The organism is Streptomyces sp. DSM 120436 (assembly GCF_055778765.1).
The window spans coordinates 3,012,037-3,026,344 of sequence record NZ_JBSKBS010000001.1 but is presented as its reverse complement, the minus strand read 5'-3'; the positions used below and the strand labels follow the sequence as shown (position 1 = coordinate 3,026,344).

At 73.7% G+C, this 14,308-nt stretch carries 8 protein-coding genes; 4 read left to right on the top strand and 4 right to left on the bottom strand.

Annotation, left to right across the window (positions count from 1 at the left end):
- Positions 1–617: 617 nt before the first annotated feature.
- Both ACWH4W_RS13860 and ACWH4W_RS13855 read right to left on the bottom strand, forming a co-directional pair.
- On the bottom strand, positions 618–2,207 hold the full coding sequence (locus ACWH4W_RS13860) for a PucR family transcriptional regulator (RefSeq protein ID WP_473076033.1): 1,590 nt from the start codon (positions 2,205–2,207) through the stop codon (positions 618–620).
- Between the two features lie 121 nt (positions 2,208–2,328).
- Positions 2,329–4,452, bottom strand: a complete 2,124-nt coding sequence (locus ACWH4W_RS13855; protein WP_473076032.1) for an ATP-binding protein — start codon at positions 4,450–4,452, stop codon at positions 2,329–2,331.
- Positions 4,453–4,728: 276 nt separating this feature from the next.
- Between ACWH4W_RS13855 and gabT the strand changes: the two genes are divergently transcribed.
- The 4 genes from gabT (at position 4,729) to ACWH4W_RS13835 (ending at position 10,929) form a co-directional block, all read left to right on the top strand.
- Positions 4,729–6,063: a 4-aminobutyrate--2-oxoglutarate transaminase gene (gene gabT / locus ACWH4W_RS13850; protein WP_473076031.1), complete on the top strand. Its 1,335-nt coding sequence runs from the start codon at positions 4,729–4,731 to the stop codon at positions 6,061–6,063.
- A gap of 442 nt (positions 6,064–6,505) precedes the next feature.
- Complete coding sequence (locus ACWH4W_RS13845; RefSeq protein WP_473076030.1) at positions 6,506–7,123, top strand: phosphatase PAP2 family protein; 618 nt, start codon at positions 6,506–6,508, stop codon at positions 7,121–7,123.
- A gap of 37 nt (positions 7,124–7,160) precedes the next feature.
- A complete protein-coding gene (locus tag ACWH4W_RS13840; RefSeq protein WP_473076029.1) occupies positions 7,161–9,647 on the top strand; it encodes an McrB family protein in 2,487 nt (828 codons plus the stop codon).
- A 4-nt stretch (positions 9,648–9,651) separates the two neighbouring features.
- Positions 9,652–10,929: an McrC family protein gene (locus tag ACWH4W_RS13835; protein ID WP_473076028.1), complete on the top strand. Its 1,278-nt coding sequence runs from the start codon at positions 9,652–9,654 to the stop codon at positions 10,927–10,929.
- 3 nt (positions 10,930–10,932) lie between these two features.
- On the opposite strand, the gene ACWH4W_RS13830 is transcribed toward ACWH4W_RS13835, so the two are convergent.
- Both ACWH4W_RS13830 and ACWH4W_RS13825 read right to left on the bottom strand, forming a co-directional pair.
- Positions 10,933–12,747 (bottom strand): chitinase, encoded by a 1,815-nt coding sequence (locus ACWH4W_RS13830; RefSeq protein WP_473076027.1) that lies wholly within the window; start codon positions 12,745–12,747, stop codon positions 10,933–10,935.
- A gap of 118 nt (positions 12,748–12,865) precedes the next feature.
- The gene (locus tag ACWH4W_RS13825; protein WP_473076026.1) at positions 12,866–14,284 is read right to left on the bottom strand and encodes an NAD(P)/FAD-dependent oxidoreductase; all 1,419 of its coding nucleotides are present in this window, start codon (positions 14,282–14,284) and stop codon (positions 12,866–12,868) included.
- Positions 14,285–14,308 lie beyond the last annotated feature (24 nt).

Here is a 14,308-nt window from a genome sequence, read left to right as displayed (position 1 = left end):
GCTTCGCCGTACAAGTGAGCGAGACCCGGCGCGCCCGGCCGCGAGACGGAGAAGGCACCCGACGCGATGAAGACCCCCCTGCCGAGGCGAAGCCGGGAGCCGGGACGCCGACAGCACCTCGCCCGGCAGGCGAGCCGGGTCCGGCGCATCCGGCCGCGAAACGGAAAGAGGCACCCGACGCGATGAGGGTCCCCCAGCCGAGCGGAGCCGGGAGCGAGGGCATGGCAGGGCTTCGCCGTACAAGTGAGCGAGACCCGGCGCGCCCGGCCGCGAGGCGGAGAAGGCACCCGACGCGATGAAGCCCCCCCTGCCGAGGCGAAGCCGGGAGCCGGGACGCCGACAGCACCTCGTCCGGCAGGCGAGCCGGGTCCGGCGCATCCGGCCGCGAAACGGAAAGAGCCACCCGACGCGATGAGGGTCCCCCAGCCGAGCGGAGCCGGGAGCGAGGGCATGGCAGGGCTTCGCCGTACAAGTGAGCGAGACCCGGCGCGCCCAGCCGCGAGGCGGAGAAGGCACCCGACGCGATGAAGACCCCCCTGCCGAGGCGAAGCCGGGAGCGGAGGCGGCGGCCGACGACGCCGCGTCCTCGGCAGCACCCGCCGGGCAGGCCCCGCGGCTCAGGCGGTGTCCGCGGCCGTCGCCTTCAGCGCGAGCCACAGCTCCATGCGGACGTCCGGGTCGTCCAGGGAACGGCCGAGGATCTCCTCGACGCGGCGCATGCGGTAGCGCAGGGTGTGGCGGTGGACGCCGAGGTCGGCGGCGGCCGCGTCCCACTGGCCGTGCCGGGAGAGCCAGGCGCGCAGGGAGGCGACGAGGTCGCCGCGGCCGGTCGCGTCGTGGTCGCGCAGCGCCCGCAGCAGCCCGTCGGCGAACGCCTTCACCGCGTCGTCGGCGAGCAGCGGCAGCACGGAGCCGGCGGCCATCTGCTCGTGCTCCACCAGCACCCGGCCCCGTCGCCGGGCCACGGACAGCGCCTGCTCCGCCTGCTTGTAGGCGGCGGACGCGGCGATCGGGCCGGCCGGTGCGGACAGGCCGACGACCAGGTCGTCGTCGTTCGTCCTGCGGGCCGCCTCCCGCGCGGCGGCGTGGTCGCAGCAGGCGCCGACCACGGTGCCGCCGTCGGCGGCCAGCACGACCAGCCGGTCCCCCTCCGGCACCACGAGGACCGCCTCGCCGGAGCGCGCTGCGGCGGACTCGGCGACCTCGGCGAGCGCCCCGAGGGCGTCGGTGCCCGCGTCGCCCTGCGCACGGGCGGCGGGGGCGGCGCCGGTCTCGGCGACGATGATCCGGAACGGCGCGTCGAGCAGGCCGCCGTACAGGTCCCCGGCGACCGCGCGGGCGTGGTCCGGCTCCCCGGCGAGCAGCATGCGCAGCACGGCCGCGCCGATGCGCTGTTCGGCCGCGTGCAGGGAGCGGGAGCGTTCGGTGGTGAGGGTGAGCAGCGCGACGGCGGAGTGCACGGCGTAGCGCTCGGCGGTGCCGGGGGCGGACGCGGTGCCGACGGCGAGCGCGGCGCGGGGGCGGCGTCCGGTGCCGAGGGAGTGCAGCTCGACCCGGTCCTCGTTCTCCGGTCCCGCGACCACCGACGAGGCGGGGGCGGGCCGTTCGCGCAGCCGCGTGACCTCCGCGGTCAGCCGGGCGGCGCGCCGGCCCGCCCAGTCCGGCGCCGCGGCGACGACCGCGCCGGAGGCGTCGTACAGGGCGGCCCACCCGTCGACCTGGGCGGCGAGCGCCGCGAGCAGGCCCTCGGGGCCGTCGGTGAGGGTGTGCCGGGTGAGTTCCCGCTGGGCGGCGAAGCCGGCGGTGACCGCGCGGTACTGTTCGGCGGCGATCGCGGCGGACACGGCCTTGCTGATCGCCAGGAACGGGGTGCGGCGCGGCACCTCCAGCAGCGGCAGCCCTTCTTCCTTCGCGGCCTCGACCAGCGCCTCGGGGATGTCGTCGTAGTGCACGCCGACGGCGAAGCCGAGTCCGACCACGCCCGCCCCGGCCAGCCGCTTCACATAGCGGCGCATCGCGTCCCGGTCCTCCGCGTCGAGTTTCAGCGCGGTGATCAGGAGCAGCTCGCCGCCCTCCATGTACGGCACCGGGTCGGCGAGCTCGCTGGCGTGCGCCCAGCGGACGGGCGCGTCGAGGCGGTCCTCCCCCGCGCGCACGGCCAACTTGAGCGCGGAGTGGTGGACGAGCGAGGCGAGCGTCGGGGGCATCGGGGCGGTGAGCCTTCGGATCGGTGATCGGGTGTGCAAGAACGGTGATCATTTGGCCGTCTCGTATGAACGACCTGTGTCGATTCTGCCTCACCGTACGGTCCCCGGCGGCCGGGAGCGCTCACTCCCGCAGGTCCACCAGCAGCGGAGGCGCGTGCTCCCCCTTCACGTTCGTCAGCGACAGCACCGCGTGTCCCGCGGGCACCGCGTGCGCCAGCTCGGACGCCGACCAGCGCTCGCGTTCGACCTGGCGCACGGTGACCGCCCGCGCGGTGGGCGCCTTGCCGGTGATCGCCCGCCGCAGCGCGTGCACCGCCTTGCCCATCGGGCTGTCGGCGATGATCTGCCGGTCGGTGACGTCCCGCGCCTCGGTCCACTCCTTGCCCCACACCTCGGCGAAGTCCTGCCCGTCCCACGGGGTCACGCCGGACAGCGCCATGCGGCAGCCGGTCGCGCCGAGCAGCGGGCCGCGCAGCGGACGGGGCACGTCGTCCAGGGTGCGCAGGGTGAGCAGCACGCCGGCGTTGGCCGACCGCAGCCGCTGGATGCCGCGCACGGACTCGGGGGTGATCACGCCGGTGGCGTCGTCCAGCACCAGGCAGGCGAACAGGGAGCGGTCCTCGCGCACCGTGACGCTCGCCGTGAACTGGGCGAGGACCAGCCGCGCCAGCATCCGCGAGGCGTCGGCGTGGCCCCGCTCGGGCAGGTCCACGCGCACCCGGACGGGGTGGTCGAGCGCCTTGAGGGAGAACGGCCGGGACTGCCCCGAGGTGTCGAAGAAGCCGGCGAAGGCGGGCCGGTCCAGCAACGCCACCCGGTCGGCGAGGATCCCGCCCACGTCACCGGGGTGACCCATCTGCCGTTCACGGGCGTCGAGTTCACGCAGCAGCGACTCCTGGCCCGCGTCCTGGAGGCCCTGGCGCAGGGCGGCCAGGGGGCCGGGGGCGCCGTCGAGCAGCTGCCGCAGCTCCGGCACCGACGGGAAGCGGCCGTGCACCGCGCGGAACGGCCCGAGGAGCTGGGCGAGGACGGTGGTGGAGCGGCGGGTGTCGCTGCCCGGGTGCGGGTCCGCGAGGTCGCCGACCAGCGCCTCGGCGAGCACGGCCGCCGCCTCGTCGGGATCGGTGGTGCCGCCGTACAGGTCGAGGTCGTGGACGGAGTCGGGGCTGCCGATGCGGACGACGACGTCGTAGGCGTCGGACGGGCCGAGGCCCGCGCCGGCCGCGCCGACCACCACCACGGCGGTCCGTCCGGCCAGCGCCTGGAGGCACAGCGACTCGGCGACCGGCCGGACCACGCCGCCGGTCTTGCCGGAGCCGGCCGGCCCGACCGCGAGCATCGAGGTCCCCAGCAGGTCCGGGCCGAGGGCCAGGCCGGCGCCGCGGTAGGCGTAGGGGTTGCGCGGGTCGTCGGCGGTGGTGCCGAGCCGCACCTGGCCGGTGAGCAGGTCGTGGCGGGCCTGCCGGACGGACAGGTCGCGGACGCCGGACGGGTGCGGGCAGGCGGCGGCGCCGTCCTTCAGCACGGCCCCGGTGAAGGCGGCGAGGCTGTGCCGGCCGGAGCGCACGCCCTGCCAGGCGCGGGCGATGCGGGCGTGGTCGACGTCCCGCATCAGCCCGGCGCGGGCGTCGGAGGCGAGCCGCTCGGCGGCGTCGACGGCCCCGGCGGCGCGCAGCGCGGGCCAGGCGGCCGGGTCCTCCTCGGGGGCGGGCGGGGGCTCGGCCCGTCCGCCGGCGCGGCGCCAGGCGGGCGGGCCGTAGCGGCGCCAGATCTCGCCCCAGCGGCCGAGCCGGCCCACGCCGACCATGATGATCCCGGCGATGAGCACGTAGTAGGCGTAGACGACCACGACGGCGGCGAAGCTGTGCGGCTCGGCCCAGGAGTCGGGGACCATCGCGTACAGCGGCAGCAGCCACCAGCCGCCGAGGTAGCCGTTCCACAGCAGCGACCAGATCAGCCAGCCGACGAGGAACGCGATCAGCGCGCCGCTGAACAGCTGGCGGCCGGGGACGATCTCCGGCTCCTCCTCGGGGCGGGGCCGGTGGCCGAACCGCCAGACGCCGGGAGGCGTCTCCGGGCGCGCGGTGCGCAGCCAGGCGAGGAACGCGGAGCCGTCCGGGGGCGGCCCCGCGCCCGGCGCGTGCGCGGGGCGCGGTGGCGCCGCCGGTACCTGAGGTGGTCCCGCCGGGCGCGGCACGGAACCGGCCTGCGTGCCCCGCGCGTCCTGGGTACCCTCGCTGTCCATCGCCCCTGCCCCCTGAGCAGCCGCCTCGTCCGCCTACAGACACGTCAATCTAACGCCCCGACAGGCGCCGTCCACCGACGGCACGGCCGGGGTCCGGGTTCGGCCGGACCGCCCCGCCGCGCCGCGTCGGCACGGCCGGTCCCCGGCGGGTATGTCCATCACGGACAACCCGGACCCCCGGACAACGCCCACATGGAGCATGCCCGGTCTTCTCCCCCCGTCCTAGCCTGCGGGAAAAGAAGCCACGAGCGTCCGTCACACCCCCAGGAGCCCCGCATGACCGCACTTCCGCAGGAGCGCCGCGTCGTCACCGCCATCCCCGGCCCGAAGTCGCAGGAGCTGCAGGCCCGCCGTACCGCCGCGGTCGCGCAGGGCGTGGGCTCCGTGCTGCCCGTGTTCACCACGCGCGCCGGCGGCGGCATCATCGAGGACGTCGACGGCAACCGTCTGATCGACTTCGGCTCCGGCATCGCCGTGACCTCCGTCGGCGCGTCCGCCGAGGCCGTCGTCCGCCGCGCCTCCGCCCAGCTGGCCGACTTCACCCACACCTGTTTCATGGTGACGCCGTACGAGGGCTACGTGGCCGTGGCCGAGGCGCTCGCCGAGCTGACTCCGGGCGACCACGCGAAGAAGTCCGCGCTGTTCAACAGCGGCGCCGAGGCCGTCGAGAACGCCGTGAAGATCGCCCGCGCGTACACGAAGCGGCAGGCGGTCGTCGTCTTCGACCACGGCTACCACGGCCGCACCAACCTGACCATGGCGCTGACCGCGAAGAACATGCCGTACAAGCACGGCTTCGGCCCGTTCGCGCCCGAGGTGTACCGCGTGCCGGTCGCCTACGGCTACCGCTGGCCGACCGGCCCGGAGAACGCGGGCCCGGAGGCCGCCGCCCAGGCCGTCGACCAGATGTCCAAGCAGGTCGGCGCGGAGAACATCGCGGCGATCATCATCGAGCCGGTGCTCGGCGAGGGCGGCTTCATCGAGCCCGCCAAGGGCTTCCTGCCGGCGATCAGCGCGTTCGCGAAGGACAACGGCATCGTCTTCGTCGCCGACGAGATCCAGTCGGGCTTCTGCCGCACCGGCCAGTGGTTCGCCTGCGAGGACGAGGGCATCGTCCCGGACCTGATCACCACGGCCAAGGGCATCGCGGGCGGTCTGCCGCTGGCCGCGGTCACCGGCCGCGCGGAGATCATGGACGCCGCGCACTCCGGCGGCCTGGGCGGCACCTACGGCGGGAACCCGGTGGCCTGCGCGGGTGCGCTCGGCGCCATCGAGACGATGAAGGAGCTGGACCTCAACGCCAGGGCCAAGCGGATCGAGGAGGTCATGAAGGGCCGCCTGACCGCCATGGCGGAGAAGTTCGACGTCATCGGCGACGTCCGGGGCCGCGGCGCGATGATCGCCGTCGAACTGGTCAAGGACCGCGCCACCAAGGAGCCGGCCCCGGAGGCGACGGCCGCGCTGGCGAAGGCCTGCCACCAGGAGGGCCTGCTGGTCCTGACCTGCGGCACCTACGGCAACGTGCTGCGCTTCCTGCCGCCGCTGGTCATCGGCGAGGACCTGCTGAACGAGGGCCTCGACATCATCGAGCAGGCCCTCGCCCGCGTCTGACCCGGACGGCGGGGCAGGTGGGCCGCCCGGGCCCGCCGCCCCCGCCGTCCGGATCCGGACGGCGGCAGAGCGTGTGAAGAACGTGTGCGGGGTGGATGACAGGAGCCCGTGGGCCCTGTCGCCGGGCCACCCCCTGCCGTAGGTTTCTCCCCGGATGAGAGATACACCCCGCCCACAGGGGACTGTGGGCGGCTCGGGCCGAGGCCTCCCCAGCTTCGACCTGGTCGTGCCCTCGCGCACACACCGGGGCCCGCGGGCCCCGGGTCTCCTCACGATCGGACGGTCGCCCGCCCCAGACCCCCCGGGGCGCGCGACGTTCCGGTCCGGACGGCCGTCCGGGCACCGGACACGGCAAGCCGTTCCCCGGAGGGCCGGCGCACACCCCCCCTTTGCGCCGGCCCTCCGGTGCGCCCGCACCCTCCCGCCTGGGAAGCTGTCCCGCATGCTGCCGCTGGTCCCGCCGCTCGTCCTCTTCCTGCTGATCACCTGGCAGGTCCTCGCCGACGGTCCGCTGCTGGACCTCGACGAGCGCCTGAGCGACGCGCTGCTCCGTCCCGACCGGGCCTCCGAACTCCTCGCCGACCTCGGCAACGTCGAGGTCGCCGTGCCCGTCCTGGCGCTCGCCCTGGCCGTGACGGCGTGGCGGCTGCGCGCCACCGGCAGGGACCGCTGGTGGCTCCCGCCCGCCGCCGGGGCGGCGGCCATGATCCTGGTGCCCGTCCTGGTCGCCCCGCTGAAGGCCTGGACCGACCGCCCCGGCACCCCCGCCGTCCCCCCGGCGACCGGCTACTACCCCTCCGGCCACACCGCCACGGCCGTCGTCGCCTACGGCGCGGCGACCCTGCTGCTCCTCCCCCTCCTCGGCTCACCGGCCGTACGGCGAGGGCTGGTCGCGCTGTGCGGCGTCCTGATCCTGGGCGCTTCGTACGGCCTGGTGCGCCGGGGCTACCACTGGCCGCTGGACGTGGTGGGGAGCTGGTGTCTGTCGATGATCCTCCTCCAGGCCCTGTCCGTGGCCGTCGCGCGATACGGTCGGGGAGCACGACAGCACGAGGAGTGACCGGCCGCGGGGGCCACCGGGACCAGGGGAGGACGTCATGACGGATGAGCACGAGCAGGTGACGGTCACCTTCGAGAACCGCGACTACGCCCTCACCCGGTCACCCGGGGAAGTGATCCTCCCCCAGTACGGCCGCAAGATCCACCACGATCCCGGGTGCGGGCACCTCACCGACGGCCACCGGCTCTCCCGCTTCCCCGACCCTGAGCGGCTGCTGTGGCGTCGGCTGATCGACTCCGCGCCGTCCCACGACCTCGACGGCCGTGCCGACTTCGCCCGGTCCGTCAAGCTGCTCGGCGGAAACGGCCAGCCGCTCGTCAGCGTCTGCAGTTGCGTCCTGCGCCCCCTCTCACCGCGCCAGGCCGCCACCATGCGCCCCTGGCCCTTGGACGAGGCGGTCGCGGCCTTCGACCGTGACGGCCGCGCCGGGGAACTGGACGCCATGAAGGCCGCGGCGCGGCAGGTGAACGAGGAGTTCCCCTGGGAGGACTGGCCCACCCTGCCGCTGGAGCGCTACGCCCTGGGCCAGGGCGACAGCGCCCGCACCCGCCCCTACTGCTACCTCCTTGAGTTCGGCACCAAGGCGTTGGGCACCATCGCGGGCGGCTCCTCGGCCAAGCACCTCATCTACCGGCGCAGCCGGGACGGTTCCTGGTGGCACGACGCGCGCTACGCCGACGAGCAGGAGGCCTGGCGGGAAGTGCGGGCGGGGATCATCGCCGCGGTGACCGCCGCACGTGAGGGCCGGATCGCCGACATCGACACCATCGACGCGATCCGCTCGGGACCCTCCCTGGTCGCCAAAACCCTGCGGATCTACGCGCCGGACGTCTCGCTGCCGGTGTACGGCAACGACGTCGTCCGCCACTTCCTGCAACGGCTGACGGGGGAACCTGCGCCCAAACTGGAGCGGTTCGCCATGCTGGCGCGGCTCAAGGAGGTCATCGACGCCGACGAACGCTTCCGCGGCTGGTCGTACGACCTGGTCGTGCTCTTCCTGTACTGGTGGGCCGATCCGTTCCGGACCCGGCAGATCGTGAAGGTCGCCCCGGGCGGGGACGGCTCGGTGTGGGGCGAGTGCCGTGCGGGCGGCTATGTCGCGGTCGGCTGGGACGACGTGGCGGACCTGCGGTCGTACGCGGACAAGGACGAGTTCCAGGCGGCCTTCAGCTCCGCGTACGCGGAGAAGTACCACGGCAACGGGTCCAGGATCGCGAGCAAGGCCGACGAGTTGTGGAAGCTGCTGAGTCTGCGGCCGGGTGACCTCGTCGTCGCGAACAGGGGCACCAGCGAGGTTCTGGGCGTGGGCCGGATCGTCGGGGACGGCTACGTGTGGCGTGAGGACCGTGCGGAGTTCCGGCACACCGTGCAGGTGGAGTGGGAGGAGAGCCACGCGGGGCGGCTGGAGGAACCGGAGCGGTCGTGGGCGACCGTCACCGTCAAGGACGTGCCCGCCTCCCTGTGGAACAGGATCCGGCGCGCGAAGTCCGCACCGCCGGCCCTCGATGACGATGCGGTGCCGGACCCTGCCGACACCGCTGCCGCCCAACCCCTCGACGGTGCGCTGTCCACCCTCGCGGATGCGCTCGACCGGCGGGGCCAGGCGGTGCTGTACGGCCCTCCGGGCACCGGCAAGACGTACACCGCTCTGCGCTTCGCGGTGCGCTGGCTCGGGGAACTGTCGGCCGACCTGCCGGACGTGGACCCCTATGCCGAACCGGGCACCGCGCCGTTCCGGCGGACGCTCGACGCCCTGACGGAGTCCGGGCGGCTGACCACGGTCACCTTCCACCCGAGCTACGGCTACGAGGACTTCGTCGAAGGCTTCCGCCCGGTGAAGGGCGGTACGGGCAGGGACGGTCTCGTCCTGGACCTGGTCGACGGGGTCTTCAAGCGGGTGTGCCAGGCAGCGGCAGCCGACCCCGAGCATCCCTACCTGGTGATCGTCGACGAACTCAACCGCGGGAACCTGCCGAAGATCTTCGGTGAACTGATCACGCTGCTGGAGAAGGACAAACGCGGCCACCGGGTGCTGCTGCCGCTCAGCCAGGAGCACTTCTCCGTGCCGGAGAACCTGTGTCTCGTCGGCACCATGAACACCGCCGACCGCTCCATCCGGATGCTGGACGCGGCCGTGCGCCGTCGCTTCGCCTTCCTGGAGCAACTGCCCGACTCCGGTCCTCTGCAGGGCTGTCACGTGGAACAGCTCCATCTGGCCGACCTGCTCGACGGACTGAATCAACGGGTACGCACCCACCTCGACCGCGAGAAGCAGATCGGACAGGCGTTCTTCCTCCCGAACGGCGCCCCGGTCGACTCGGTGTCCGCTCTGGCCGCGATCGTCCGTGACGAGATCCTGCCGCTGCTCCAGGAGTACGCGTTCGACGACTACTCCCTGCTCGCGTCCTTCCTCGGTGAAGGGCTGGTCGACCCCGTGGCGCACACGGTGCGGGAGCTCAGCGACGAGGGACTGGTCAAAGCCCTCTACAGCGAGTTCCAGGTCATGGACGGAGCGGCGGAGTAGACCGGTGCGGACGTTGGAGCTGCGCGAACACCAGACGCGGATCGTGTCGGGGATGCGCCTCGGACCGGCCGACCGCGCGCGGTGCGAGAACGATCAGCTCTCGGCCCGGGTGCACATCCGGGAACTGGCGGGCGAGCGTCTGGAGGTGACCGCGGGCGCCTGCGTGGGGGTTCTGCGGCTGGACGCCCTGGAGATCCGGATCCGCCCTAAGTACCTGGGCACGGAACTGGACGTACTGCGCATGCTGGAATACGCGGCCGGCCGGGACGGCACGCTGGACGCGTCACGCACCGTCCTCGGCGGCGCCCCTCACCTGCGCGATCTGGTGGCGCTGTTGGTGACCGAGGAGTGCGAGCGCATCCTGGCCCACGGGGCACGCCGGGACTACGTCACGATCGAGGACGACCTCCCGGCCGTCCGGGGCCGTCTCCTCGTCGACCGGCAGCTGCTGCGCCACCACGGCAGGGTGGACCGGCTGGCCTGCCGTTTCGACGAGCACGACGCCGACATCGTGGACAACCGGCTGTGCGCCGCGGCGGTCGACCTCGCCGCACGCACCGCCGACTCGTCCGCCGTGCGTGCCCGGGCGCGCCGCGCCGCCGCCCGGTTCGCGCAGATCGCCCCCACGCCCCTGGGCGATTTCCGCACCGCGTGGGAAAGCCTCGACCACCACCGGCACAACGCGCACTACCGGAGTGCCCACCGCTGGGCGGCCCTGCTGCTCTCCGGAGGCGGTATCGACGGCCTCTTCGCCGCCGGACCGCTCGCCTCGCGGGCCCTGCTCATCGACATGAACGCCCTGTTCGAGGCGTTCGGCACCCGGGTGCTGCGGGAGGCGGCCGCAGGCACCGGATGGGCGGTGCGCGAGCAGTCACGGCACCGGGGAGTCCTGTTCGACGAGCGGACCGGGCGTTCCTACGGAGAGGTGCGCCCGGACCTTCTGCTGTCGGGAACCGTCGACGGGGTGTCACTGCGGCTGCCCGTGGACCTCAAGTACAAGCTGTACGACGACAGGAAGTTCGCCCCGTCGGATCTCTACCAGGCCGCTCTCTACGCACACGCTCTGGCCCGGCAGCCGTCGGGTGACCCGCCGACCTGCGTGCTGGTCCACCCCGGCGATGCCTCGACGGCACGGCAGAGTGTCGCCGTCCGGCGGTTCGACGGCGCGGTGTCGGCCCGGGTGCGGTCCGTCTCGCTGCATCCGCCCACGCTGCTCGGCGCCCCGGAAGGCGCCGAGCGGCGTGAGCTTCTGCGGAAGGTGTGGTGCGCGGTGGCCGGGTGACGGTCAGCCGAAGTAACCGTCGAACGTGCGCTGGAACTCCCAGCCGCCGAAGCGGTCCCAGTTGATCGACCAGGTCATCAGGCCGCGGAGGGCCGGCCAGGTGCCGTGGGGGGTGTAGGAGCCGCAGTCGGCGCCTTTCGTCAGGCAGTCGAGGGTCTTGACGACCTCGGCCGGGGGCACGTGGCCGTTGCCCGCGTTGACCGTGGCGGGCATGCCGATGGCGACCTGGTCGGGGCGCAGCGGCGGGAAGACGTCGTCCGCGTCGCCCGCCACCGGGAAGCCGGTGAGCAGCATGTCGGTCATGGCAATGTGGAAGTCTGCGCCGCCCATGGAGTGGTACCGGCCGTCCAGGCCCATGATCGGGCCGGAGTTGTAGTCCTGGACGTGCAGCAGGGTGAGGTCGTCCCGCAGGGCGTGGATGACGGGGAGGTAGGCGCCCGCCCTCGGGTCCTGGCCGCCCCAGGGGCCGCTGCCGTAGAACTGGTGGCCGAGCTGGACGAAGAAGGTCTCCGGGGCCATGGTCAGGACGAAGTCGTCGCCGTAGCGGGCCTTGAGGGTCTTCAGGGCGGAGATCAGGTTGACGATCACCGGGGTCTTCGGGTTCCTGAAGTCGGTGTCGCCGGTGTCCAGGGAGAGGGAGTGACCCTCGAAGTCGATGTCCAGGCCGTCGAGTCCGTACTCGTCGATGATCTTCGAGACGGAGCTGACGAAGGTGTCGCGGGCGGCGGTCGTGGTCAGCCGGACCTGGCCGTTCTGGCCGCCGATGGAGATCAGCACCTTCTTGCCCGCCGCCTGCTTGGCCTTGATCGCCGCCTTGAACTCGGCGTCGCTCTCCACCCCGGGACACTCCGCCGCCGGGCAGCGCTCGAAGCGGATGTCGCCGGAGGTGACGGAGGTGGGCTCGCCGAAGGCCAGGTCGATGACGTCCCAGCGGTCGGGCACGTCGGCGAGGCGGGTGTATCCGGAGCCGTTGGCGAAGCTCGCGTGGAGGTAGCCGACCAGGGCGTGGTCCGGGAGGCCGGAGTCGCCGCCGCCGGAGTCGGGCGTGGTGGTCGTCGCGGTGACGGTCGCCGAACGGGCCGACTCCCCCGCGTCGTTGAGGGCGGCGACCTGGAAGGAGTACGCCGTCGAGGGCGACAGGCCGGTGACGGTCGTGGAGGTGCCGGTGACGGTGCGGACCTTGGCGCCGTCGCGGTAGACGGCGTAGGAGGTGGCGCCCGCGGCCGGTGACCAGGACAGGGAGACGCTGGTGGAGGTCACCCCGGACGCCGTGAGGCCGGTGGGCGGGGCGGGTGGCTGCCCGGTCTCGCCGCCGGGACCGGTGAGGGTGATGTCGTCGGCGTGGTAGGCGCCGGTGCCGTACCAGCCGTGGGTGTAGATCGTGACCCGGGTGGTGGAGGGGCCGGTGCGGAAGGTGGTCGTGAGCTTCTGCCACTCGGGGGCGGACTGGGTCCAGGTGGAGACGTCGGTGGTGCCGGTGCCGCTCGCGCCGAGGTACACGTAGGCGCCGCGGACGTGGCCGGAGAGGGTGTACGAGGAGTCGGGCCTCACCGTGACCGTCTGGGCGCAGCGGGCGTTGTCGGCGCCTGCCGGAGTGGCCTTCAGCGCGGAGGCGCCGGTGCGGACGGGTGAGGTGACGGTGGTGCCGGCCGGGCAGGTCCAGCCGTCGAGGCCGGTCTCGAAGCCGCCGTTGCGGGCGAGGTCGGCGTCGGCCGCGCGGGCGGCCGGCGTCAGGGCGGTGACGCCGGCCGCGGCGAGCGCGGTGGCGGTGAGCAGGGCGGCGAGGGAGCGGCGGGCGTGGGGTCTGGCGCGGTCCACAAAGGCCTCCGGGCAGGGGGAGTTGGAGGGGTGGAGCGCGCCCAATTTGGTCCAGACCAATCCCCCTGTCAAGCCCTCGCGCAAGCCCCGTTCGTGCCCGGCGCGATCCACCCGCCGCTCAGCTGTCGAAGCCCAGCCCCAGCCGGTCCATCGTCCGCAGCCACAGGTTGCGCCGCCCCTCGTGGGCGTCCGCTCTGGCCAGCGACCACTTGGTGAGGGCGATGCCGGTCCAGGCGAACGGCTCCGGCGGGAACGGCAGCGGCTTGCTGCGCACCATCCCCAGCTCCGTGCGCTCGGTCCGTTCCCCCGCCAGCAGGTCCAGCATCACCTCCGCCCCGAAGCGGGTCGCGCCCACGCCCAGCCCGGTGTAGCCCGCCGCGTACGCGACCCGGCCCGCGTGGGCGGTGCCGAAGAACGCCGAGAAACGGGAGCAGGTGTCGATCGCGCCGCCCCAGGCGTGGGTGAAGCGCACCCCCTCGAGCTGCGGGAAGCAGGTGAAGAAGTGGCCCGCGAGCTTGGCGTACGTCTCCGGCCGGTCGTCGTACTCGGCGCGCACCCGGCCGCCGTACGGGTAGACCGCGTCGTAGCCGCCCCACAGGATCCGGTTGTCGGCGGAGAGCCGGAAGTAGTGGAACCGGTTGGCGCTGTCGCCGAGTCCCTGGCGGTTCCGCCAGCCGATGGAGGCGAGCTGCCCGTCGGTGAGCGGCTCGGTCATCAGGGCGTAGTCGTAGACCGGGACGGTGTAGGGGCGGACCCGGCGCACCAGGCTGGGGAAGACGTTGGTGCCGAGCGCGACCCGGCGGGCGCGGATCGCGCCGTACGGGGTGCGGACGGACATGCCGGCGCCGTACTGCCGGAGGGTGAGGGCGGGGGTGTGCTCGTACACGCGCACCCCGAGGCCGAGGCAGGCGCGCTTGAGGCCCCAGGCCAGGCGGGCCGGGTCGAGCAGGGCGACGCCCCGGCGGTCGTGGAGCCCGGCCACGAAGGTGGGCGAGTCGACCTGCTCGCGGACCGCGTCGGCGTCCAGGAACTCGATGCCGTCGGCGAGGCCACGGGCGCTGATCTCGTCGTACCAGGCGCGCAGTTCCCGCGCCTGGTACGGCTCGGTGGCGACGTCGATCTCGCCGGTGCGCTCGAAGGCGCAGTCGATGGAGTGGCGGGCGACCGTCTCCTCGATGGCGTCGAGGTTGCGGGCGCCCAGCCGCTCCAGGGTGTGGATCTCGTCGGGCCAGCGGGCGAGCCCGTTGGCCAGTCCGTGGGTGAGGGAGGCGGCGCAGAACCCGCCGTTGCGGCCGGAGGCGGCCCAGCCCACCTCGCGGCCCTCCACCAGCACCACGTCCCGTGAGGGATCGCGCTCCTTGGCGATCAACGCGGTCCACAGTCCGCTGTAGCCGCCGCCCACGACCAGCAGGTCGCAGGTGACGCGGCCGGTCAGGGCCGGCTCGGGGCCGGGGCGGCCGGGGTCGTCCAGCCAGTAGGAGACCGGCCGGGCCTCGGAGAGGGACTGCGTCCAACGGCTCATGGCGCTCGGGGCCATGATCTCAACTCCCTACTGCGGACT

Excerpts from the sequence above, each read along its gene's own strand:
- ACWH4W_RS13860 (WP_473076033.1), bottom strand. The coding sequence starts at position 2,207 with ATGCCCCCGACGCTCGCCTCGCTCGTCCACCACTCCGCGCTCAAGTTG.
- ACWH4W_RS13855 (WP_473076032.1), bottom strand. The coding sequence starts at position 4,452 with ATGGACAGCGAGGGTACCCAGGACGCGCGGGGCACGCAGGCCGGTTCC.
- gabT (WP_473076031.1), top strand. The coding sequence starts at position 4,729 with ATGACCGCACTTCCGCAGGAGCGCCGCGTCGTCACCGCCATCCCCGGC.
- ACWH4W_RS13845 (WP_473076030.1), top strand. The coding sequence starts at position 6,506 with ATGCTGCCGCTGGTCCCGCCGCTCGTCCTCTTCCTGCTGATCACCTGG.
- ACWH4W_RS13840 (WP_473076029.1), top strand. The coding sequence starts at position 7,161 with ATGACGGATGAGCACGAGCAGGTGACGGTCACCTTCGAGAACCGCGAC.
- ACWH4W_RS13825 (WP_473076026.1), bottom strand. The coding sequence starts at position 14,284 with ATGGCCCCGAGCGCCATGAGCCGTTGGACGCAGTCCCTCTCCGAGGCC.